At 67.2% G+C, this 24,144-nt stretch carries 13 protein-coding genes, 2 tRNA genes and 1 rRNA gene (1 of these 16 running past the window's edge); 8 read left to right on the top strand and 8 right to left on the bottom strand.

Translation table 11 applies throughout. The features are described 5' to 3' along the window. From HBB12_RS16265 to HBB12_RS16255, 3 genes are all read right to left on the bottom strand, one after another. Positions 1-3 (bottom strand) — tRNA-Ile (locus HBB12_RS16265); it reaches 74 nt to the left of the window's first position. A 138-nt stretch (positions 4-141) separates the two neighbouring features. Continuing rightward, positions 142-1,625 (bottom strand): 16S ribosomal RNA (locus tag HBB12_RS16260). Positions 1,626-2,084: 459 nt separating this feature from the next. Beyond that, complete coding sequence (locus HBB12_RS16255) at positions 2,085-3,035, bottom strand: 2-hydroxyacid dehydrogenase (protein WP_236990301.1); 951 nt, start codon at positions 3,033-3,035, stop codon at positions 2,085-2,087. Positions 3,036-3,330: 295 nt separating this feature from the next. On the opposite strand from HBB12_RS16255, the gene HBB12_RS16250 reads away from it, so the two are divergent. The 3 genes from HBB12_RS16250 (at position 3,331) to HBB12_RS16240 (ending at position 6,547) form a co-directional block, all read left to right on the top strand. Beyond that, positions 3,331-3,999 (top strand): haloacid dehalogenase type II, encoded by a 669-nt coding sequence (locus HBB12_RS16250; protein ID WP_236990300.1) that lies wholly within the window; start codon positions 3,331-3,333, stop codon positions 3,997-3,999. A gap of 136 nt (positions 4,000-4,135) precedes the next feature. Next, positions 4,136-5,596, top strand: a complete 1,461-nt coding sequence (locus tag HBB12_RS16245; protein WP_236990299.1) for an NAD-dependent succinate-semialdehyde dehydrogenase — start codon at positions 4,136-4,138, stop codon at positions 5,594-5,596. A gap of 84 nt (positions 5,597-5,680) precedes the next feature. Further along, a complete protein-coding gene (locus HBB12_RS16240; protein WP_236990298.1) occupies positions 5,681-6,547 on the top strand; it encodes a GNAT family N-acetyltransferase in 867 nt (288 codons plus the stop codon). Positions 6,548-6,847: 300 nt separating this feature from the next. On the opposite strand, the gene HBB12_RS16235 is transcribed toward HBB12_RS16240, so the two are convergent. Next, entirely contained in the window at positions 6,848-9,679 is a 2,832-nt protein-coding gene (locus HBB12_RS16235; RefSeq protein ID WP_236990297.1) for a PAS domain-containing protein, read from the bottom strand. A 355-nt stretch (positions 9,680-10,034) separates the two neighbouring features. On the opposite strand from HBB12_RS16235, the gene HBB12_RS16230 reads away from it, so the two are divergent. Together HBB12_RS16230 and HBB12_RS16225 are read left to right on the top strand one after the other, a co-directional pair. After that, complete coding sequence (locus HBB12_RS16230; RefSeq protein WP_236990296.1) at positions 10,035-10,970, top strand: CgeB family protein; 936 nt, start codon at positions 10,035-10,037, stop codon at positions 10,968-10,970. Positions 10,971-10,981: 11 nt separating this feature from the next. Then, on the top strand, positions 10,982-14,620 hold the full coding sequence (locus HBB12_RS16225; protein ID WP_236990295.1) for a glycosyltransferase family protein: 3,639 nt from the start codon (positions 10,982-10,984) through the stop codon (positions 14,618-14,620). A 31-nt stretch (positions 14,621-14,651) separates the two neighbouring features. Here the strand turns inward: HBB12_RS16225 and HBB12_RS16220 are convergent, their stop codons facing one another. Next, on the bottom strand, positions 14,652-16,922 hold the full coding sequence (locus HBB12_RS16220; RefSeq protein ID WP_236990294.1) for a TonB-dependent siderophore receptor: 2,271 nt from the start codon (positions 16,920-16,922) through the stop codon (positions 14,652-14,654). A 580-nt stretch (positions 16,923-17,502) separates the two neighbouring features. Beyond that, a complete protein-coding gene (locus HBB12_RS16215) occupies positions 17,503-18,456 on the bottom strand; it encodes a class I SAM-dependent methyltransferase (RefSeq protein WP_236990293.1) in 954 nt (317 codons plus the stop codon). Positions 18,457-18,576: 120 nt separating this feature from the next. Between HBB12_RS16215 and HBB12_RS16210 the strand changes: the two genes are divergently transcribed. From HBB12_RS16210 to garD, 3 genes are all read left to right on the top strand, one after another. Further along, positions 18,577-19,482 carry a LysR family transcriptional regulator gene (locus tag HBB12_RS16210; RefSeq protein ID WP_236990292.1) on the top strand — a complete coding sequence of 302 codons (906 nt, stop codon included), beginning with the start codon at positions 18,577-18,579 and terminating at the stop codon, positions 19,480-19,482. Positions 19,483-19,578: 96 nt separating this feature from the next. After that, positions 19,579-20,520 (top strand): 5-dehydro-4-deoxyglucarate dehydratase, encoded by a 942-nt coding sequence (kdgD, locus tag HBB12_RS16205; RefSeq protein WP_236990291.1) that lies wholly within the window; start codon positions 19,579-19,581, stop codon positions 20,518-20,520. A 101-nt stretch (positions 20,521-20,621) separates the two neighbouring features. Beyond that, positions 20,622-22,205, top strand: a complete 1,584-nt coding sequence (gene garD, locus HBB12_RS16200; RefSeq protein ID WP_236990290.1) for a galactarate dehydratase — start codon at positions 20,622-20,624, stop codon at positions 22,203-22,205. Between the two features lie 767 nt (positions 22,206-22,972). Here garD and HBB12_RS16195 read toward each other — a convergent pair. Together HBB12_RS16195 and HBB12_RS16190 are read right to left on the bottom strand one after the other, a co-directional pair. Beyond that, positions 22,973-23,818: an FRG domain-containing protein gene (locus HBB12_RS16195; RefSeq protein WP_236990289.1), complete on the bottom strand. Its 846-nt coding sequence runs from the start codon at positions 23,816-23,818 to the stop codon at positions 22,973-22,975. Positions 23,819-23,832: 14 nt separating this feature from the next. Beyond that, positions 23,833-23,909 (bottom strand) — tRNA-Glu (locus HBB12_RS16190). Positions 23,910-24,144 lie beyond the last annotated feature (235 nt).

The following is a 24,144-nucleotide window of genomic DNA, read 5'->3' as shown; positions in this document are numbered from 1 at the left end:
CCCGTCGCTGGTTCCACCAGCGTGTCCGGATGATGAGAAAGAGAAACGAAGACGGCGCGTCCCGCCAATTAGGTCCTGACTGGACCCTTGATCCAACGACGCCGTGAGAGTGAGCGAACTCACATCAGACAGCATCCTTAGAAAGGAGGTGATCCAGCCGCAGGTTCCCCTACGGCTACCTTGTTACGACTTCACCCCAGTCGCTGACCCTACCGTGGTCGCCTGCCCCCTTGCGGTTGGCGCAGCGCCGTCGGGTAAGACCAACTCCCATGGTGTGACGGGCGGTGTGTACAAGGCCCGGGAACGTATTCACCGTGGCGTGCTGATCCACGATTACTAGCGATTCCGCCTTCATGCACCCGAGTTGCAGAGTGCAATCCGAACTGAGACGGCTTTTGGGGATTCGCTCCAGGTCGCCCCTTCGCTGCCCATTGTCACCGCCATTGTAGCACGTGTGTAGCCCATCCCGTAAGGGCCATGAGGACTTGACGTCATCCACACCTTCCTCGCGGCTTATCACCGGCAGTCTCCCCAGAGTGCCCAACTGAATGATGGCAACTAGGGACGTGGGTTGCGCTCGTTGCGGGACTTAACCCAACATCTCACGACACGAGCTGACGACAGCCATGCAGCACCTGTGTGCACGCCTCCGAAGAGGACAACGGATCTCTCCGCCTAACATGCCATGTCAAGGGATGGTAAGGTTCTGCGCGTTGCGTCGAATTAAACCACATGCTCCACCGCTTGTGCGGGCCCCCGTCAATTCCTTTGAGTTTTAATCTTGCGACCGTACTCCCCAGGCGGAATGCTTAATGCGTTAGCGGCGCCACTGACCTGCATGCAGACCAACGGCTAGCATTCATCGTTTACAGCGTGGACTACCAGGGTATCTAATCCTGTTTGCTCCCCACGCTTTCGCGCCTCAGCGTCAGAACCGGACCAGACAGCCGCCTTCGCCACTGGTGTTCTTGCGAATATCTACGAATTTCACCTCTACACTCGCAGTTCCGCTGTCCTCTTCCGGTCTCAAGCCAACCAGTATCGAAGGCCATTCCGTGGTTGAGCCACGGGCTTTCACCCTCGACTAAATCAGCCGCCTACGCGCCCTTTACGCCCAGTGATTCCGAGCAACGCTAGCCCCCTTCGTATTACCGCGGCTGCTGGCACGAAGTTAGCCGGGGCTTATTCCTCCGGTACCGTCATTATCGTCCCGGAGAAAAGAGCTTTACAACCCTAAGGCCGTCATCACTCACGCGGCATGGCTGGATCAGGGTTGCCCCCATTGTCCAATATTCCCCACTGCTGCCTCCCGTAGGAGTCTGGGCCGTGTCTCAGTCCCAGTGTGGCTGATCATCCTCTCAGACCAGCTACTGATCGTCGCCTTGGTGAGCCGTAACCTCACCAACAAGCTAATCAGACGCGGGCCGATCCTTCGGCAGTCAAGCCTTTCCCCAAAAGGGCGTATCCGGTATTAGCTCAAGTTTCCCTGAGTTATTCCGAACCGAAGGGCACGTTCCCACGCGTTACTCACCCGTCTGCCGCTGACCCCGAAGGGCCCGCTCGACTTGCATGTGTTAAGCCTGCCGCCAGCGTTCGCTCTGAGCCAGGATCAAACTCTCAAGTTGAAGAGCTGATCAAAGCTGATCACAATAGTAACGGAGGCTCACGACCGACCGGCGTTTCCACCAATCGTGTGAGCACCGAAACGTCAGATCAGCATCATCCTACTCACGACCGGTTCCGAAGGAACCGGCCCGCAGGGACGACGCCGTCCACGCTTCTCTTTCTCGTATGAACTTGTCAAAGAGCGGGTCGGGCCGGGAGCCAGACCTTGTACCCTGGAGAACAGAAAGCCGAGCCGGGTTTCCCTGGCCCTTGCTTCACCGTTTCTGGGGAAGTCCTTCGCGGCGGCCAGTTCGTCGGCGCCCCGTCGGTGAGCGGCTGTCTAAGGGTAGCCGGCTCGCCTGTCAACACGGCTGCGATCCGAAGAGATCCAGCCAGGGCGACAGGGGAGGGGATTGCCCACGCCCTGCCGACACCGCGTCCCAAAATGGGGATGCACGTCCTGCGTTCAAGAGCCGGATTCAGTATCCCTGCAAGCGGTCGACAGCGTGCGCGATCGGCTCGCCGCGCAGATGCGCGCGCACGCCCTGAATCACCTGCCGGGCGGCACCGGCCGGCTGGGTGGCACTCGCGATGTGCGGCGTCGCGAGCACCAGGGGATGTGCAAGGAGCGAATGATCGGCCGGCGGCGGCTCGGCCGCGAGCACGTCGAGGACGGCGCCCGAGAGCCGGCCGTTCTCGAGGGCGGCGAGCAGGTCGGCCTCGACCACGTGGCCGCCGCGACCGGTATTCACCAGGGCGGCACCGGCGGGCAGGCGGGCGAACAGGTCGCGATTCAGGATCCCGCGGGTCGCACCCGTGAGCGGCAGCAGGCAGACCAGGATGTCGGTGCCGGACAGGAAGTCGCTCAAGGTCGCGTCGCCTGCGAAGGTCTCGACCCCGTCGATGGACTTCGACGACGCGCTCCAGCCGCGGATCGGGAAGCCGAAGCTGCGCAAGGCCTGTGCCGCCGCCTGGCCGAGAACGCCGAGACCCATGATGCCGACCCGGCGCTCCGCTGCCGGCCGCACCGGCCGCGGGGTCCAGCGCCCGGCAGCCTGCTCGGTCCGGTAGAACGGGAGGTCGCGGTGGAGCGCCAGCACCGCCATGACGACGTACTCGACCATCGAGGCGGTGAGGTTGGGATCGACCATCCGCACCACCTGCACGGCTTGCGGCAGATCATGGACGGGGAGGTGGTCGATGCCGGCCCCGATGCAGAACAGCACGTCTAGGTTCGGCATCGCGCGGGGGAGATCCCCCGGCGGCGTCCAGGCGACGAGATAGGGTGCATCGGCCGCCTCGCCCTCCGGCGCCCAATCGAGGAGGCGCAGATCCGGCGCCTCGCGGGTAAAGATGTCGTGCCAGATGGCGCCGCGCACCGGGTCCGACTTGTAGGCGACGAGGGGCCGAGCGGTAAGAGGGGCGGTCATCGGGGGCCTCGCTGGCTCGAAGAGGCGGCAGCCCTCCGGGCGGAGCCGCCGATGGACCGATCATAGGAAGGCTCGACCCGCGGGAGACGCTGAATCACCGGGCGCCGTCAGACGGAACGACGTGGCGGGCGCCCCGTGGCGGCAGAGGCTGCCGCACCGGGGTGCCCGGCACGACATGCCGTCCGGCAACGGCGAAAGCGCAGGAACACCACTTCCAAGGGCAGCACATCGGCGTCCGAGCGCAGCCGGTGGCCCTTAGGGTTCCACTACGGTCGAACACCGCAGGGAGATCCCGATGACCCGCCTGGCCCCCAAGTTCATCACCTTCGATTGCTACGGCACTCTGATCTACTTCGAGATGGCGCCGGTCGCTCGCCGCCTCTACGCCGACCGGGTGCCGGCGGAGCGGATGGACGCCTTCGTGGCCGACTTCTCGGCCTACCGCCTCGACGAGGTCCTCGGCCCTTGGAAGCCCTACAAGGACGTGGTCGCCAATTCTCTCATCCGCACCTGCAAGGCCAACGGCGTCGCGTACCGCGACAGCGACGCCGACGCGGTCTACGCCGCGGTGCCGACCTGGGGCCCGCATCCGGACGTCGTCGAGGGGCTGGCCAAGGTCGCCAAGGAATTCCCCCTGGTGATCCTGTCGAACTCGATGAAGGAGCTGATCCCGCACTCGGTCGCCAAGCTCGGCGCGCCGTTCCACGGCGCTTACACGGCGGAAGAGGCTCAGGCCTACAAGCCGCGCATGCAAGCCTTCGAGTACATGTTCGACCAACTCGGCTGCGGCCCCGAGGACGTGCTGCACTGCTCCTCGAGCTTCCGTTACGACCTGATGACCGCGCATGACTTGCGCATCACCAACAAGGTGTGGGTCAACCGCGGCCACGAGCCGGCCAACCCCTATTACGGCTACCACGAGATCAAGGACATCGGCGGCCTGCCGGGCCTGCTCGGCCTGTAAGGAGGCAAGCCCGGCCGATCTCGCGATCCCGAACGGTCGCCGCGATCCAGCCCCGGAGCGCGGCCGCCGGACGAGCGAGGCTCGACGCGCGCCACGGCCCGATCCACCCCCCGACTTTACGCCCCGAGGACGACCCATGTTCACCAAGGACCGCCTGCGCGATCCCGCGCTCCTGCGCTTCCAGGCCTTCATCGCCGGCGAGTGGCGCGACGCCGATGCAGGCGGCAGCCTCGCCGTGACCGATCCGGCGACGGGCGAGACCATCGGTCCGGTGCCGGATTGCGGTGGCGCCGAGACCCGTGCGGCGATCGCGGCCGCCGAGGCCGCCTTTCCGGTCTGGCGCCGCACCTCGCCGGCCGAGCGCGCCGCGATCCTGGAGCGCTGGAACGCCCTGATCCTCGAGAATGCCGAGGACCTGGCGGCGATCATGACCGCCGAGCAGGGCAAGCCGCTGGCGGAAGCCCGCGGCGAGGTCGCCTACGGCGCGAGCTTCGTGAAGTGGTTCGCGGAAGAAGCCCGCCGCATCACCGGCGACGTGTTCACCGCACCGGTCGGCGACCGCCGGGTGCTGGTGCTCAAGGAGCCGGTCGGCGTCTGCGCGGCGGTCACGCCGTGGAACTTCCCGATCGCGATGATCACCCGCAAGGTGGCACCGGCCTTCGCCGCCGGCTGCCCGATCGTGGTCAAGCCCGCCGACCTGACACCGTTCTCGGCGCTCGCGCTCGCGGTGCTCGCCGAGCGGGCCGGGGTGCCGAAGGGTGTGTTCAGCGTCGTCACCGGCTCGCCTGGGCCGATCGGCGCCGAGATGACCGGCAGCGAGACGGTGCGCAAGCTGTCCTTCACCGGTTCGACCGCGGTCGGGCGGCTGCTGATGGCCCAGTCGGCGCCGACCATCAAGCGCCTGAGCCTGGAACTCGGCGGCAACGCGCCGTTCATCGTGTTCGACGATGCCGATCTCGACCAGGCGATTGCCGGCGTCATGGCCTCGAAGTTCCGCAATGCCGGCCAGACCTGCGTCTGTGCCAACCGGATCCTGGTGCAGGACGGCATCCACGACCGCTTCGCCGCCCGCCTCGCCGAGGCCGCGGCCAAGCTCCAGGTCGGCAACGGCTTCGAGGCCGGCGTCACCGTCGGCCCCCTGATCAACGATGCCGCCGCCGCCAAGGTGACGGCGCATCTCGACGACGCGCTCAAGCAAGGTGCCCGGCTGGTCGCGGGCGATCCGGATGCCGTGCGCGGTCGCTTCGTGCCGCCGCTGGTCCTGACCGGCGCCGATACGGGGATGCGGCTCGCCGTGGAGGAGACCTTCGGGCCACTCGCGCCGCTAATGCGCTTCTCCCGCGAGGAGGATGCGATCGCCATCGCCAATGCGACGCCGTTCGGCCTCGCCTCGTACTTCTACACCTCCGACATCCGTCGGGCGTGGCGGGTCGGCGAGGCGCTGGAATTCGGCATGGTCGGGCTCAACACCGGCACGGTCTCGATGGAGGCGGCGCCCTTCGGCGGCGTCAAGCAGTCGGGCCTCGGACGCGAGGGCTCGGCCTACGGCATCGACGAGTACCTGGAGCTGAAGTCGCTCCATATGGGCGGTCTCTGACCGTCTCCAACCCTCCGGCACCCCGGCTCTCGACACGGAGCGGGCTGCCGCTTTCGATCTCTTGCGCTTAGGAGACCCGACGCGATGACCCATTCAGCCCAGATCGCGTCGGCGGACGCCGCCCCGACGATCCGTCCGATGACCGAAGCCGACATCGAGGCGGCGCACGGCCTCTCGATCGAGGCGCGCTGGCCGCACCGGGCGGAGGATTGGCGCATGATGCTGGAGGTCGGTCACGGCCTGGTTGCCTATGACGAGGCCAGCCGGGTGATGGGCTCGGCGATGTGGTGGCCCTTCGGAGCGCGGCTCGCCACCATCGGCATGGTGATCGTCTCGCCGCAGATGCAGGGCAAGGGGATCGGTCGGCGGCTGATGCGGGAACTCTTCGCCGCGGCGGGCGACCGCACGATCCGGCTTACCTCCACGGTCGCGGGCCGGCCCCTCTACGAATCCGAGGGTTTTCGCGTGACCGGCGGCAACACGCAGTACCAAGGCATCGTGAACGCGTCCGCCGCTGTCGACGACCCGCGGGTGCGCCCGGCGGTCGAGGCCGACTGGCCCGCCATCGCCATGCTCGATCGCGAAGCGGTCGGCGGCGACCGGGCCCGGCTGCTGGACGTGTTGCGCGGGGTGGCCCGGACCTTCGTTATCGAGGAAGAGGGCCGCATCACCGGCTTCTCGATCTGCCGGCCTTTTGGCCGTGGCCACATCGCGGGCCCAACCGTGGCACCGGACGCCGAGGCCGCCATCGCCCTGCTGAGCCCGCACGTGCGGGCTCATGCCGACGCGTTCCTGCGCATCGATACGCCGGAGCGGAACGGGCCGCTCGTCGCTTTCGCGGAGGCTTGCGGCCTCGCCAACGTCGATGTGTCCGTGACGATGACACGCGGCCTGCCGCCCCGGATCGGCCCGGCCCGGCCTTTCACCCTGGCCAACCAGGCTCTGGGATAAACGGGGAGCGGCGGGGTGGCGCTCGCCCTGCCGACATCTCCTGCCGGCGGGGATCGGGAGCGATGCTTCCGGTCCTCTTTACCATGCGAGGAAAGCGCTCCTGCGATCTGCAACCGGGGGACATGACCACCTTCAGTCGGCCCAGTTCAGCCGCGAATGCAGTTCGCATAAGGATGATTATGGAATGGAAGCGTGAGGCTGGACCTGCCTCGCCCCCGCAACGACGGTGCTGCTCCGGACCTTTGATCTCGCTACATCATTTTCTCCGACGAGCCACAATCCGCTTCGCCGGAGGGTCCTCTATCCCACCCGCTGCCGCGCACCCTGACGAGTGACCCGCCGCAGGATGTGACCGAGCTGCTCGGCCGAGTACGGCTTGTGCACGAGTTCGAAGCCGTGGGCGTCGTCCTTGGCCAGGACGTGGCTGTAGCCGGAGGCGAGCACCACCGGTAGGCGCGGCAGGCGTCGGCGCAACTCGTGAGCGAGTGCGAGGCCGCCCATGCCGGGCATGACCACGTCGGAGAAGACCACGTCGAACCCGGCCCCGTCGGCGCCGATCCGGTCGAGAGCCTCCTCGGCGTTGGTCGCCCAGGTGGTGCGGTAGCCGAGATCCTGGAGGATCTGGGTGCAGAAGCGGCCGACCTCGATGTTGTCCTCGACCACCAGCACGCTCTCGCCGGCGCCGATCGGCGAGGCCGAGGGATCGGTGGCGGTTCCATCGTCGTCGCAGGCCGCCTCCGGCGCCTCCGGCAGGTAGAGGGTGAAGGTGGCGCCGTCGCCGGGACGGCTCGCCACGTCGACGTCGCCGCCCGACTGCTTGGCGAAGCCGAAGACCTGGGAGAGGCCCAGGCCCGTGCCGCGTCCCACCTCCTTGGTGGTGAAGAACGGCTCGAAGATGCGGCCGAGGAGCTCCGGCGGCACGCCCGGCCCGGTATCAGTCAGCGTGATCGCCGCGAAGGCGTTCTGCGAGCCGGCATGGCCCCGGATCGGCGGCATCGGAACGCCGCCGGTCAGGCTCAAGGTAAGCGTGCCCTCGCCCTCCATCGCGTCGCGGGCATTGACCGCCATGTTAATGAGCGCGGTCTCGAACTGGCTGAGATCGGCCCGCACGAAGCACGGTTCGTCCGGCAACGACACCGCCACCCGCACCCGGGCGCCCGTGACCGTGTCGATCATGTCCGCCACGCCGCGCACCTTCTCGCCGACGTCGAACACCGCCGGCGAGAGCGCCTGGCGGCGGGCGAAGGCGAGGAGCTGGCCGGTGAGCTTGGCGGCGCGGTCGACCGTGTCGGAGACCGCGTCGAGGTAGCGGCGTTTGCGCGCCTCCGGCAGTTCCGGCCGGCGCAGGAAGTCGACCGAGGAGCGGATGATGGTGAGCAGGTTGTTGAAGTCGTGGGCGACGCCCCCGGTGAGCTGGCCCACCGCCTCCATCTTCTGCGACTGGCGCAGCGCCTCCTCGGCCTGGGCCAGGGCCGCGGCCTGCGCCTTGATCGCCGTCACGTCGCGCACCGTGGCATAGACGCGCCCGTCCCGCGGCACGGCGTTCCAGGACAGCCAGCGATGCGAGCCGTCGCGGTGCCGGGTGCGGATCTCGAAATGGGCCTGCGCCTCGCCGCGGGCGAGGCCCTCGGCCGTCGCGACCGCGAGCGGCCGGTCGTCCGGATGGACGAGATCGAGGAACGAGCGGCCGACGAGTTCGCTCTCGCTCCAGCCGAGGAGCGCCGTCCAGGCCGGGTTGAGGCTGAGGAGACGGCCCTCGGGGGTGGCGATGCAGAACAGATCGGTGGAGGCCTGCCAGATCTGGTCGCGCTCGGCAGTGCGCTGGGCGACCTGTGCCTCCAGCGAGGCGTTGAGGACCCGGAGCGCCTCCTCCATGCGCTTGCGCTCGGAGATGTCGCTGAAGAAGACCGCGACCTTCGCCAGCGCCGGGTTGCCGACCCGCAGCGCCCGCACGTCGAACCACCGCCCGAACACGTCGGCCTGGTTCTCGAAATGCACCGGCTCGCCGGTCAGGGCCACGCGGCCGTAGGTGTCGAACCAGTGCCGCTCGAGGTCGGGGGCGAACTCGCTCACCCACAGGCCCGCCACGTCGGCCCCGGTCTGGCGGGCGAAGGCGGGGTTGGCCTCGGCGATCCGGTAATCGATCGCCCTTCCCTCGCCGTCGAACTTCATCTCAAGAATGCAGAACCCCACATCGATACTGTCGAGCAGGGTGCGGTAGCGCTCCTCGCTGTCGCGGAGCGCCGCCTGCGAGCGGACCTGCTCGGTGACGTCGTAGCCGCCCACGAAGATGCCGGTGACCGCGCCGGATTCGTCCCGCAGCGGTTGGTACAGTAGGTCGATGGCGCGCTCCGCCGTGTCGCCGGAAAGGCGGATCGGCATGGCGCGGGCCGCGAAGGGCTGCGCGGTGCGGTAGACCGTGTCGAGGAGTTCGTAGAAGCCCTGCCCAGCGAGTTCCGGAAAGACCTCCCGTACGGTGCGGCCGAGGAAGTCGCGCGCGCCGGCGATCGTCACATAGGCGTCGTTGACGTATTCGAAGACGTGGGCGGGCCCGTGCAGGACCGCGACGAAACCGGGCATCTGCTGGAAGATCTGCTCCCGGCGCCGGTGCGCCTCGTGCAGGGACAGGGCGGCCTCGGACAAGGGCGGCCCTTGGGACGGGACCTGTCCCGCGATCCCGCTCCCTGTTCCGCCCCTCGTCGACGTGCCGGCCGCCGCGTCCGGACCGGGCGGCGGGGCCGCCATGGGGAGGGGCCGGATGACGACCGGGTGATGGAGCACGGCGGTGACCGCGCCGGAGGCGTCGTGTACCGGGACATGAGTGACGCTCCAGCCGGGCTCCTCCGTGGGACCGGCGACCGTGTCGGGCCGGCCGGTCGCGACGGCCCGCGCGATCGACGACCGGATCGACGCGATCCGGTCCGGCGCGCCGAGGGTCGCGTCCCGCGAGACGTCCTGCAAGACCTCCTGCAAATGCCGCCCGACGAGGTCGTCCGGGCTGCGCCCGATGCGCGCGGCGAGATAGGCCCGGTTGACCGCCATGACGCGGCCCTGCGGGTCGAGGACCAGGCAGGGATGCGGCGAGGCGTCGAAGAGGCTCCGGTAATCCAGGGCCGGCGGAGGGGCCATCATGCGGTCAACGGGCCATCGGTCAATGGAGGGGATCGGCCCGGATCGGCCTCGGATACGGCAGAGATGGCGCGGCGGCACCGTTCGGGCAACCGCGGCCTTTCCTCCTCTCATACGCTTTCCGATTGATCGCTTCGCGATGCGGAACGCGGCTTCGCTCAGGCGCCGCGCGGACTGATGACACGGAATCCGGACGTGATCGTCCGAATTCCGTATCATGCGGCCGTTCCGAGCGAGGCCTTGATCTCGGCGGCTTTTGCGTGTTCGGCATCTCCCGATCCATCCTTTCCCCATTCGCCCCCTCGCCGCACCGGTCCGCATGCTCCTGAAAGGCTCGTCCTCCGCGAAGGTCCTGGTGGTGAGCACGAGCCCTGACGCGGTGAACCACAACGTGCCGATCCGCGACGCCCTCCGGGACGGCTTCGAAGAGGTGCTCGGCGCGGTCGCCGTGCGGGCAAGCCCGCTGGAACTCGCCGGCGAGGCCATCGCGGCGTTTCACCCGAGCCTCGTCGTGGCGCTGGGCAGCGTCGCGGTGGATGCGGCACCCTTGCGCGCCCTGTCGCGCGGCGTCCGTCAGGTGGGGGGGCGCCTCGCCTTCTGGCTCCACGACGACCCCTACGAGTTCGATTACGCGCCCAAGGCCGAGGCTCTGGCCGACCATATCTTCACCAACGACCGCTGGGCCCTGCCCCATTACCGGCATCCTTCCGTCTCGCATCTGCCGCTGGCCGCCTGCCGCCGGACCCATGACCGCCCGGTGCGGCCGATCCCGGAGCGCTCCCTCGACCTGTTCTTCTGCGGCGCCGCCTTTCCCAACCGGATCGCGCTCTTGGAGCGGGCGCAAGGCAGCCTGTCGGGGTACCGGGTCGAGGTGCGCGGCGCAGGGTGGCCGGCCGCCCTGCCCTTCGCCGAGAACATCCGTTTGGCGCCCGCCGCGATGGCCGACCGGGCGAGCGCTTCGCGCCTCACCCTGGCGGTGGGCCGCGACCTCGACATCGCCAACCGGCGCTTCCGGCTGCCGGCCTCGACGCCGGGCCCGCGGGTCTTCGAGGCGGCGCTGGCGGGGGCGCCGCAGCTCTGCTTCGCTGCCGGCCTCGAAATCCTGGATTATTTCGAGGAGGGCCGGGAGATCCTGCTCTTCGACGATGTCCGGGAGATCGCCGACGCCATCGCCCGCTCCCACCGCGAGCCCGCCGCCTTCGCGGCGATGGCCGAGCGCGCCCGCGTCCGGGCGCTCGGCGCCCATACCTATCGCCACCGGGCCGAGACCATCCTGGCGGTGATGGCCGCGTGACCGGACACCCCATGCCCCGCAAGCCTCTCTCGGTGCTCCTGCTCGACACCGAGCCGCGGACCAGCAACGCCTATATCACGCTCGCGGTCGCCGACGCCCTGCGGCGCCATCCTGCCGTCGCCCGGGTGGTGCGGGCGACCCATGCCGACGCGGTGCCGCTGGCGCAGGCTGAGCGGTTCGATCTCGTCCTCGCGTTCGGGGGGGCGAGCCGCCACCACGCGCTGCTGCGCCGCCTCTGCGCGCTCGCCGGCACCAGCGCGCTCTGGACCACCGAGGACCCCTACCTCGGTGCCGCGAATGCCCGGCTCTCGGGCTGCTTCGACCTCGTCTTCACCAACGATCGCGGCTCGCTCCCACGCTATCGCGCCGGTGCCTGGCACCTGCCGCTGGCGGCCACGACCCTGTTCCAGGATCGCCCCGTCCGGCCGGACGATGCCGAGTACCGCTACGATCTCCTGTTCGTCGGGACGGCCTGGCCGAACCGGGTCGCGACGCTCAATCGGATCGTGTCGGCCTTTCCCCGCGACCTGAGGGTGAAGATCGCGCTGCCGGCCAATGCCTATCTGCCGCAAGCGGTGCCGGTGCGCGACGACCTGATCGTCGACTGGCGCTGCGGCAACGAGGATTTCGCCCGGTTCGCCAATGCCAGCCGGGTGGTGCTGACCCTGCCGCGGGTCTTCACCGCGGGCGCCGGCGAGACGCCGTCGGGCACGACGCCGCCGCCGCGGCTGTTCGAGGTCGCGCTGGCCGGCGGGGCGCAGCTCGTGGTCGGCACCGATCCCGAAACCTTCGACTATTACGAGGCGGACCGGGAAATCCGCGCCTGCTCGGAGGACGACGCCGTCGCCGCGGTCGCCGCGATGCTCGCCGATCCGCAGGAGCGCATCGCCATGGCCGAACGGGCGCGGGTGCGGACCCTCGCGGAACACCTCTACGATCACCGGGTCGACGTGATCGTGCGGGCGGTCATGGAGCACGAGACCGTTCCGGCGGCGCCAGTGCCCGCCGCCACCAAACCCCGAATCCTCTTCGTCGCCCATAATCGGGCCGGGCGGCGCCAGGGCGGCGGGGTGGAGTTCTACCAGGAACAGCTGGCCGAGGCGCTCGACGGGTTCGAACCCCTGTTCCTCTATCCCTCCTTCGAGGAGGATTCCTGGGTGTTGCGCCTCGACGAGGGCGGGACATCGGAATCGTTGCCGATCCCTCCGGCCGAGACACTGCTCGCCAGCCCGGAGATCGAGGCCCTGTTCGAACGCATCCTGGTCGGGCGCCGGGTCGACCTCGTCCACGTCCACCACCTGCTCGGCCTGCCCCTGAGCCTGCCGGCGATCGCCCGGGCCCACGGCGTGCCGGTGGTGGCCCAGTTGCACGACTTCTTCCTGATCTGCCACCGCTACACCCTGATGAACCAGCACGGCCGGTTCTGCGACGTGGTGAACCGGGGCGAGGCGCAGTGCGACGGCTGCCTTGCCACCACCGAGGGGCGGCCCGCCGGCGCCAAGGCGCGGCGTGACGGGTTCGTGGCGCGGATGCTCGGCAGCGTCGACGCCTTCGTGACCAGCACGCCCGCCACCGCCGACTACGTCCGGGCCTTCTACCCCGAGGCGAGGGCCCGGGTGGCGGTGATCGAAATGGTCGATGCGGAGCCGGCGGCCCTCCCGTCCCCGGACGCCGCCGAGACGGGCGCGCCCGAGCCGCGCCGCCCGTTGCGTGTCGCGGTGCTCGGCAACGTCGTCGATCACAAGGGCGCCCGGACCCTGCTCGAACTCGTGCGCACCACCGAGGGCGAGGGCTTCGTCTTCGAGGTGTTCGGCTACATCGAGACCTACCTCGTCGCGGCCTTCGAGGCGCAGGCCGGCGAGCGGCTGCGCTTGCGCGGCGGCTACACCCGCGAGGAGGTGCCCGCCCTGCTCAGCAACTGCGACGTGTCGCTCCATCTCTCGCTCTGGCCCGAGACCTACATGATCTCGCTGACCGAGGCGTGGCGGGCCGGCCTGATCCCGATCGTCACCGATCTCGGCGCGCCCGGTGAGCGGGTCACGGAGGGCGTCGACGGACTCAAGGTCCAACCCGGCGAATCGGGCGCCGTGCGCCAGGCCCTGCGGCGGCTGAGCCACGATCCAGGCCTCATCGCCACCTTGCGCGCGGGAATCGCCCGGAAGACCTTGCCGAGCGTGGCCGGGCATGCCGCACAGATGGCGGCGCTCTACGGCGACCTGATCGCGGCCCGCCCCGCGCCGCATGCCACGCCGGACGAGCCGGCGGCCCCGTTCACCCTCTCGGCCCTCGAACTCGGCTACCGCCTCAACCATCCCGACTGGACCGATCCGGCGATCGTCTGGGACGGGACGGAGGAGACGAGCGCGATCACCGACGGCCTGCCGCCCGCGGTCGCCGAACGTCCCGAGCGGGTGCTGGCGCCGAACGAGCCGGGCCTGTCCTGGGAGATCGCCGATCTCGTCGTCGACGGCCAGCGGCTGCCCGGCCGGATCGGCGCCTGCGCGGCCTGCGACAGCCTTTCGCTGCGCGGCTGGATCTGGCGACCGGAGGCCGGGCGGCCGGCCCGGACCTGGCTGCGCCTGCGCTCGAGCAGCGTTACCCGCTTCGTCACAGCCCTCCCCGAGCGCCGCCCCGAGCTCGCCGGCCGGTTCGGCAGCGGACGGGCCGAGCAGGCCGGCTTCGCGGCGCAACTGCGCATGGCGGACCTGCCGGGGGGGTGCTACGCGATCGACCTGCTCCAGGTCTTTCCCGACCATGTCGCGGTGGCCCAGGAGATCGCGCACGTCGTCGCGCCCGAGCTGGCGGCGCCGGGGCCGGTCACGCCGTGGCGGGCCGGCCTGCCGGTGCCGGAGGGCGCGGTCCGCAGGGGCGCGGCGCCCGCCCGATTCGCCGGCCACGGGTTGCAGGTGATCGAGGGCGTGCCGGTGGCGCGCCAGGGTGGCCTCACCCGCCTCGCGGTGGCGCTGCCGCCCGGGACGCGGCGCGGGTCGGCCTTTCTGGTCCTGGAGGGCGAGGCGGGCACGGCCTGGACCCGCGCCGTGTGGCACGACGAGAACGGAACGGAGCGGATCGGCACCGAAGCGCAGATCCGCAACATCCCGCCCGGACCTTATCGCATCAGCGCCCTGATCGGCGACGAGGCCGGGGCGGACTCACCCAAGGCCGGGGCGGACTTACCCAAGGCCGGGGCGGACCTGTACGAAACCGGCGCCACGCTCTTCGTCGCGCCCACCGCCCGCCCCTGCCTGGTCACGGCGGAGCCGCCGCCCGCCTTGCGCCGGGCCTGGATCACGCGGGTGCGCAGCCGCCCGAGCCTCGACGCCGTCACGCTCGGCGAGGCCTCGGCGCTCCTCGGCACTCCCGTCACGGTCTCGGGCTGGGGCTTCACGCCCGGGCGTGGCCGGCCGCTCGCCTGGATCGCCCGCTGGGGCGAGCGGGGCCAGCGCCGCTTCATGATCGCCGAGAGCTTCGCCCGCCAGGACGTGGCAGCGCATCTGAAGGATGCCGACGCGCTGACCGCCGGCTTCGAGATCCAGGTCCCCCTCGCCGCCTTGCGGGACGGGAGCCTGCGGGTGTTCCAGGTCTACGAGCGCGGCGCGGTCGCCCTGCCGGATTTTCCGCGCCACGTCCTCGGGATGATCCCGGCGTGAAAGGGCGGGGAGCCAAGCCCCGCCCCTCCTCTCACCACTTGTAGCTCAGGCTCGCGGTGATGCGGCGCTGCTCGCCGTAGAAGCAGGCGGTGACCGACTGGCAGGACGAGACGAAGCGCTTGTCGGCGAGGTTGGCGGCGTTGATGGCGAAGCGCCAGTTGTCGCGGCTGTAATGGATCACCGCGTCGAACAGGGCGCGTTCCGGCACCGTCAGGGTGTTGTTCACGTCGGCAAACGAGCGGCCGACATAGCGCACGCCCGCACCGAAGCCGAAGCCGGCCCAGTCGCCGGTCGGGATGGTGTAGTCGGCGAAGACCGAGGCCAGGGTCTCGGGGGTGTTGGTCGGCGTCCGGCCGATCACGCCGACATCACCCTTGGTGACTTCGAGGTTGTAGCTCGTGAACGACGCGACGACGTTGAAGTACTTGGTGATGTTGGCCACCAGCTGCGCCTCGAAGCCGCGCGAGCGGGTCTCGCCGAGCTGGAGCTGGTTGAGGGCGTTGGTCGGGTCCGCCGTCAGGGTGTTGGCCAGCGCCAGGTCGAAGGCGGCGAGCGTCAGGAAGGCGTTCGCGCCCGGGATCTCGTACTTGACGCCGGCCTCGTACTGGTCGCCGGTGGTCGGCTTGAACGGCTGGCTGTAGAAATTGGTGCCGACCTGCGGGTTGAAGAAGGTCGAGTAGCTGATGTACGGCGCCAGGCCGAAATCGAAATTGTAGATCAGCCCGTAGCGCTGCGTATAGGCATTGGCCGATTGCCGCGTCTGCGTGCTGGCGAGCCGGTTGTTGACCTCGTTCGAGGTGAAGTCGCCGCGGCCGGACACGACCAGGGTCAGCTCGGGCGTGAGCTTGATTTGGTCCTGGAAGTAGAGGCCGAGTTGCTGGAACACGTCGTAATTGACGAGGTACGGCGCGACCGGGACGCTCGGGCTGCCGTAATTCGGCGTGATGATATTGAAGTTCGCGACCGTCGGGCCGACGAAGCCGCCGGTGGCCTGGTTGTCGTTGAGCTGGAAGTTCTTGTAGTCGAGGCCCATCAGGAAGGTATGCTTGAACAGGCCGTCGTCGAACCGGGCCACCGCCTGGTTGTCGACGTTGAACAGGCGCGCCCGCGACGAGGCGCGGAAGCGATAGCGGGCGATCTCCGTCTGGTTCACATCGGCGTAGCCGAGCCCGTTCAGGCCGAACAGGCCGCCCAGGAACGCATCGTCGAGGGATTCGCTGAAGGCGTAGCGCAGGTTCTGCCGGAAGGTCCAGGTGTCGTCGAAGACGTGCTCGAACTCGTAGCCGACGCTGGCCTGGGTCCGCCGGTAGGTGTTGTTGAACGGATCCGAGACGTTGTCGTGCCGCGGAATGCGCAGCCCGAGCACGGTCGGCCGCACCGTGCCGTAATAGGGCAGGAACGCGTTGAGCCGGCCGGTATCGTCGTACTGGACGCTTGACAGCAGCGTGAAGGTGGTGGCGCCGTCCGGCTTGTAGGTGAAGGCCGGGGCGATGGTGCCGCGGTTCTCGTCGAGCCCGTCGATCTGCGTGCCGCCCTGCCGGCCGATGCCGGTCAGGCGATAGAACCACTTCCCGTCCTTGTCGGCCGGCCCGCCGAGATCGAAGGCGAGGTACTTCTGGCCGAACGAGCCGCCGCCTGTTTCGATATAGTTCAGGGGCTCGAGCGGCGGCTTCTTGCTGATCATGTTGACGAGGCCGCCGGGGCCGCCCTGACCGAACAAGACCGCGGCCGGCCCGCGCAGCACGTCGATCCGCTCGAGGCCGAACGTGTCGACCTTGTAGGCGGCAAAGCCGTAGTTGAAGAGCTGCAGGCCGTCCCGGTACAGGCCGGTATCGTTCGCCGTGAAGCCGCGGATCAGGAAGAAGTCGACCCGCGGATCGGGCCCGAAGACGTTGCCGAAGACGCCGGCCGAGTAGCTGATCGCGTCGCCGAGCTGCTGCGGCTTGAGGGCGTCGAGTTGCTCGCGGCCGATCACGGTGATCGATTGGGGGGTCTCGATCAGCGGGGTGTCGGTCTTGGTCGAGGTCAGGGTGCGCTTGGCGACGTAGCCCTCGATCGGGCCGCGCGGGTCCTCCTTCGGGCGGGCCGCGGCGACGGCAGCCCCGGCCGGCGCGCCGTTGCCCGCGACGTCGATCTGCTCGAGCTGGATCGTGCCGCCGGCCGCGGCGCCCTGGCGGGGCGGCGTCGCCTCCTGCGCCGCCGCATTCTGGGCCGCGGCGGCCAGGCCGAGCAGGGAGACACCGCCGACGAGCGCGGCGACAAGGCGGCGGGAGGAGGTGGAGACGCGGGGATGGGGACGCATGGCGTGACCTTCGGGCAACGGCTCGCCTGCCCCGGGGGCTCAGGGCCACCCAGGCTGACGCCGTTCTTTAGAATGAAACTAACCTGTTGAGATCGTTCGATTTTTTCTATCACGTCCGATCGGCGTGCGAAGGTGGAAGCCCGGATTGCGCGGTGGATGTTAGTGCCCGTGTCATATCCGCAACGACGGGGGGCGGGTGCGGGGCCGGCATCGGGGAAGACGCGGCGCAGGACATCCCCTCTCCCCGCGGGCGGGGAGAGGCCTGAGCTCCGAAGGGGCTCAGGGAGCGGCGAACCGCAGGTTCGCCGCGAGGGTGAGGGGGTGTTTCCAGAGGAGCCACACCCGGAAACACCCCCTCACCCTCGCTCCGGCTCCGCCTCCGCTTGCCGACGACACGACAAGGTGTCATCGGCCCTCTCCCCGCGGGCGGGGAGAGGGGAAACCCGCGCTTTCTCTCTTTCCCCGGATAGCCCTGCACCCGCGGGGAGACGGGAGAATCCGAACCGGGCCTCTCTTCGAGCGAACCAATCAGGGAGCAGAAATCTGCCGCCTGTCGGCGCTCCATCGCGCCGGATCGGCCCTACCGCGCGGCAAACGTATCCCGGATCGCCTTCGCGTTGCGGCGGACCATCGGGCGGAGCCAGGCACCCGAGGCGACATAGGCGCCGGGCCGGACCGTCCCGAGGGCGGCGGCGAGATCCTGGGCAAGACCGGTCGTCGGCAGGTCCGGCCCGTCCGACGCGTCGGCCTGCCGGTACACCACCGTCGTGTCCTCGCGCCGATAGGCCGGGTGCGGCACCAGGCCGGCGCGGCGGGCGGCGCGGTCGAGGGTCTCGCGGACGAAGCCGTGGACGTGGGCGAAGTGGAAGCGCTCGTGCGGCGGCTTGCCCGTCGCCGCCATGTTGGGCACCGCGGCGTAGAGCACACCCCCCGGCGCGAGCTGGCCAGCCAGACGGACCAGGGTGTCGACGGGGTCGCGCAGGTGCTCCAGCACGTGATGGACCGTGACGACGTCGAAGGCCTCGCCGGGCGCGAGGTCGTCGAGCCGGTCGAGCACCCGCGCGCCGTGCTCGGCGCGGGCGTAAGCCCCATAGGCGCGGCCGGGCTCGATCCCGGTCGCCTCGCAGCCCCGCCCCCGCGCGGCGGCCAGGAACTCGCCGGAGCCGGAGCCGAAATCCAGTACCCGGGCGCCCGGCCGCAGGGCGGGGCTCAGCAGGTCCGCCCGGAACGCCGCCTCGCGCCGGGAGCGGTTCAAGTGATGGCGCGGCGGGCGCCGGCCGAGGGCGAACTGGTAGGCGGCGCGGTAGGCCGAGGCGTAATAGGCGTCGAGCTCGGCGGCGTTCGGCATCGGGTCGGTGCGGATCAGCCCGCATCCGGTGCAGGCGACCGAACGCAGGCGCTTCAGCCGCCGGTCGGTCTCGGCCACGACGAGCGTCTCGGTGCCGCCGCAGAGATTGCACGCCATCCCCTCGCCCCGGTACGGGTAGCGGGTAAAGGGTAAGGCGTGGCGGACGAGGTGGAGCGGCGAGGTCATCGGCGGCCTTCGTGTCGGAGGGCCGTCGGCGGAAAACCGGGACCACAGGAGTGGAACGCGCGAGCACCCGGCCTTCATCCCCCAGGGTCAGGCGCCAGGAGCCGAGGCGCGGAGGCTTCGATGTTCGAACTGAGCCAGTTGCGCTGCTTCGTGGCGGTGGCCGAGGAGTTGCATTTCGGCCGCGCCGCCGAGCGGCTGCACCTGACCCAGCCGCCGGTGAGCCGGCAGATCCAGGTGCTGGAGCGCGTCCTCGACGTCGCGCTCCTCAACCGCACCAGCCGCGCCGTGCGCCTGACCCCGGCCGGGCGCCGCTTCCTCACCGAGGCGCGAAGGATCCTGCGCCTGTCGGACGAGGCGGCGGCGACCGCCCGGCGGGTGGCGGCGGGCCAGGCCGGCAGCGTCACCCTGGGCTTCACGGCGGCCGCCGCCTACCGCACCCTGCCCGATCTGGTGCGGGCGGCGCGCACCCGCCTGCCGGAGGCCGACATCCTGTTGAAGGAGATGGTCAGCGCCGCCCAGGCCGAGGCGCTGGGCGCGCACGGCATCGATCTCGGCCTGATGCGCCCACCCCTGCCACCGGCGGCCGACGGGAGGCTACGCATCGCCCGCGAGACCCTGGTGGCGGCGCTCCCCGACGACCACCCCCTGGCGGCGGGCGAGAGCGTGACGGCGCAGGACATCGCCGCCGAGCCGCTGATCGCCTACGCGCCGGACGAGGCGCGCTACTTCCACGACCTCGTCGGCGACTATTTCGCGGAGGCCGATCTGAGCCCCCGGACGGTGCAGCACCTGGCGCAGATCCACACCATCCTGTCGCTGGTGCGCTCGGGCCTCGGCCCCGCCCTGGTGCCGGAATCGGCGGCCTCGCTGCGGGTCGCCGGCGTGACGCTGCGGCCCCTGGTGCCCGCTCCGCGCCGGCCGGTCGAACTCTACCTCGTCTGGCGCCGCGGCAACGACAACCCGCTGATCCCGATCCTGGCCGAGCTCGCCGGTACGCTCGACGGATCGATGCCGGAATTGGATTGAACCATGCCGACATGGTGCTGGAGCGGCATGGTGCGCGGGCATAGACCTCGCGATGAGCGGGGGCAGCCCCGACCTAGACATGAGGAACACGCCCCGATGGCCACCGCGCTCTCGCCCGTCGACGTCGCCCAGCGCCTCGGCGCCGGCCTGCTCTCCTTCCCCGTCACCCCCTTCACCGCCGATTTCGCCTTCGACGAGGCGCAGTACCGCAGCAACCTCGACTGGCTGTGCGGCTACGACGTGGCCGGCCTGTTCGCGGCCGGCGGCACCGGCGAGTTCTTCTCCCTCACCCCGGCCGAGGTCGCCCGCGTCGTCGGCGTCGCGGTGGCCGAGACCGCCGGCCGGGTGCCGGTGCTGGCCGGGGCCGGCTACGGCACCGCCATCGCCTGCGAGATGGCGCAGGCGGCCGAGAGGGCCGGTGCCGACGGCCTCCTGCTACTGCCGCCCTATCTCGTCGGCTCCGAGCAGGACGGCCTCTCGGCCCATATCGAGGCGGTGTGCCGCGCGACCGGCCTCGGCGTCATCGTCTACAACCGCGACAACGCGGTGATCGGCCCCGACGCCCTGGCGCGGCTCTGCGAGCGGCTGCCGAACCTCGTCGGCTACAAGGACGGCATCGGCGACATCGAGCTGATGACCCGGATCTATTCGCGGCTCGGCGACCGGCTGACCTATATCGGCGGGTTGCCCACCGCCGAGACCTTCGCCCTGCCCTATCTCGAGATGGGCGTGACCACCTATTCCTCGGCGGTGTTCAACTTCGTGCCGGGCTTCGCGCTCGACTTCTACGCCGCGGTGCGCCGGCGCGACCGGGCGGCGGTGGCGAAAGGCCTGCGCGACTTCATCCTGCCGCTGATCGAGATCCGCAACCGCCGCAAGGGCTACGCCGTCTCGATCATCAAGGCCGGCATGCAGGTGGTCGGGCGCGATTCCGGCCCGGTGCGCCACCCCCTCACCGACCTGACCGCCGCCGAGCAGGCGGACCTCGCCGCCCTCGTCGCCCGCATCGATCGGGCGCAGGCGCTCGCGGCCGAGTAGGACTTAAAGACAGAAACCGGGCGGTGCCGTCCTCGACGAGCGGCACCGTCCTTCGTCGCGAAGAACCGGCGCCCGACGCCGGCAAGACCGGGAGGGAGCCGATGCCGGACGAGCCGCGGACGCCTGAGGGGCATGCCACCCCGGAGGCCGCCCTTGCGCCGCGGGGCGATGCGCCGCGCACGATCCGCCTCCACGAGGCCGACAACGTCGCCATCGTGGTCAATGCCTTCGGGCTGCCGGCCGGCACGGCCTTTCCCGACGGCCTCACCTTGCGGGAATTCGTGCCGCAGGGCCACAAGGTGGCGCTCCGGGACATTCCGGAGGGCGGGGAGATCCGCCGCTACGGCGAGGTGATCGGCACCGCCCTCCAGTCCCTGCCCCGCGGGTCCTGGGTCGAGGAATCGCGGGTGCAGACGCCGCTCGCGCCCGCCCTCGACCAGCTGCCGCTCGCCACCCGCGTGCCGGCCCCACTGCCGCCGCTCGACGGCTACACCTTCGAGGGGTTTCGCAATCCGGACGGCTCGGTCGGCACCCGCAACATCCTGGCGATCTCGACCAGCGTGCAATGCGTCGCCGGCACCCTCGAAGTGGCGATCCGGCGGATCAAGCAGGAGCTGCTGCCGCGCTTTCCCAACGTCGACGACGTGATCGGGCTGACCCACGCCTATGGCTGCGGCGTCGCCATCAACGCCCCGCAGGCGGTGATCCCGATCCGCACCCTCCAGAGCCTGGCCCGGAACCCGAATTTCGGCGGCGAGGTGATGGTGGTCGGACTCGGCTGCGAGAAGCTGGTCTCCGAGCGGCTGCTGCCGGACGGGCAAGGAGACGGCGTGGTGCGGCTCCAGGACGAGGCCCATCAGGGCTTCGGGATGATTCTCGACAGCATCATGGCGATGGCGGAAGCCCGCCTCGCGATCCTGAACAGGCGCACCCGCGAGACCTGCCCCGCCGCCGACCTCGTGGTCGGGCTGCAATGCGGCGGCAGCGACGCCTTCTCGGGCGTCACCGCCAACCCGGCTTTAGGCTTCGCCGCCGATCTCCTGGTGCGGGCCGGCGCCACGGTACTATTCTCGGAAGTCACCGAGGTGCGCGACGCGATCCACCTCCTCACCCCCCGGGCCGAGACCGAGGCGGTGGCCCGCGCGCTCATCCGCGAGATGGCCTGGTACGACGACTACCTGGCCCAAGGCGGGGCCGACCGCAGCGCCAATCCCTCCCCCGGCAACAAGAAGGGCGGGCTCAACAACATCGTCGAGAAGGCGCTGGGCTCGGTGGCGAAATCCGGCACCAGCGCGATCCGCGGCGTGCTCGCCCCGGGCGAGCGGGTGCGCCAGAAGGGCCTGATCTTCGCCGCGACCCCGGCGAGCGACTTCGTCTGCGGCACGCTGCAGCTTGCCTCCGGCATCACCCTCCAGGTCTTCTCGACCGGCCGCGGCACGCCCTATGGGCTGGCTGAGGCGCCGGTGATCAAGGTCGCGACCCGCACCGAACTCTCGCAGCGCTGGTCCGACCTGATCGACCTCGACGCCGGCAAGATCGCCACCGGCGAGGCGACGATCGAGGAGACCGGCTGGGAGCTGTTTCGCCTGATCCTCGACGTGGCGAGCGGCGCCAAGAAGCCGTGGTCGGATCATTGGGGGCTATACAACGACCTGACGTTGTTCAACCCGGCGCCGATCACTTGAGAGCCTGTTTGAGCTGGTCAACAGTATTTACACCCTCTTCGTCATTATAGCACAGCGGAGCTAGGAACTCAGAACCGCGAATGGTTCAGAACAGAGCGCCTCTCGCTCCGCTTCATTATCTTTCACTTGCGTTTGTAGATCCCACACTATGCTGCAAAATTTTTAAATAACGCAATATTTATAATGTGTGCGCCGACTTATCAAATAATATTTCAAAAATATGGAAATATATACCATCTACCACTAGTGAATTGCTTGCAATATGATAAATTATAAGTGCATATCGTTACAAAAATTGTCTAAATAACAATATTTTAATAATTTTTTGGCAACAAAAACCTTTTATTGATTGATTTCCCCAAACTATCCATATCTCTAAACAAGCTGAATTTATCGAACGGAATCATTGTCGATATGAAAAATGCTCCATAGCACGCTGCGAACTTGCTTAGTTCGACTTTTCTTATAACAGCTCTTGATTTAGTTTCTCTTCGTTCCGCAACTTGATAGTATAAATCTGTCAAATTTGCACCATGAACAGTAAACATCCCACTTTGTGAAGCTATACGATCATCCCTCCAAGGAGAATAAATCGGAACCGGCTTCTTGAAAGGCCATTTTGATTGATGAAAAATTTTAAAATAGTCAAAATCTTTCTCTAGAGAAAGGTCCATAATGCTATCCCGGCCAGTTAATTCCTCCGCCAATCGATACGGGTTCATAACCCAGAGGCAGGGGATTTCTAGAGATTCGGCCTTAAAATTCATTTATTCCATTAGGTCAGACAAAGATTTTGATTTATCCTTTAATTTATTATACAAATCAATATATTTTTCTAACGCAAACCAAATTCCAACAGAAAGATTTTCCGACCAATCAAGCAACCGCGTAAGAACGCCATAGTGCTGCATCCGAGCGAGAACTTGCCATGAATTTCCTAAATCACTCTTCCAACGAAAATTAAAATCAATAAAAGCTTCTTTCTCTCCGGGAATAATTGATACGATCGATTTTATTTTATTGATGTTTTTACTTAAAGAAAGATCGAGTTGAAATATTTTTTTCCTATTTATATCTTCTGCCTTATCCATGTCATCTTTCTTAATAGATTTGATAGCCTCCGTAATAGAAATTTTGTCGTTGCTGAAGGGGCGACATAACAAGTTATTCTTTTGACACATTGCTGAAAATTCGTCGTATTTAAGGTAAGAAATATATGATTGGTCGCGACTGGCCTGGCCTGCTTCGCTACGGATGCGACTAATATTATCACAATCACGCTTCAAAGCCTTCGCTTCAATTTTTAGCCGCTCGTAATCTGCAATGATATCTGCCGCCTGATTGATCTGCCTAAGTGTAAGATTTAAATAAGCGGGAGAATGTGGATTTATTAATTTTGTTAATTTATAAATAATGATTTCACGATCTTTGTTTTTTATTTCAACACTTTCAGGGTATGATACGAAATGCCTAATCAAAGTCGGATAGAGAAGCCAATTAATATCTTGATGTCCTCTATACCAAGCACTAGATATCGAGCAACGAAGCTCTCGTCGAGCCGTGTCGACATCTTCTAAAAAATCTGCCCACTCGAACTTGCCAGGAGTAATCACAAAATCTCCTATGCTGGTGGGCCTGAATGGATTCGAACCACTGCCCTCCGGATTAGAGATTCCGGCGCTCTACCAACTGAGCTACAGGCCCACATCCCTACGTTATCACATCAAATGCATATGAAAAGGGGCTTTCTAACGGACACCGACGATGAGAACAAATTAAATCAAATCTCGTTTAAGGCAGATATAATAGCATCATGCATAAAGTAAAAATTCTTGCAAGAACATCTTTTACGTGCTGGATATTGATAAAAATCGATAATAACACAATACCTCAAATTTATTATACAATACATTTTATTTATTTGCCGTTAAATCAAAAT

The sequence above is a fragment of the Methylobacterium sp. SyP6R genome (assembly GCF_019216885.1).
GTDB lineage: Bacteria > Pseudomonadota > Alphaproteobacteria > Rhizobiales > Beijerinckiaceae > Methylobacterium.
The sequence above is the reverse complement of the archived record's forward strand: the minus strand, read 5'-3'. Positions and strand labels throughout refer to the sequence as shown.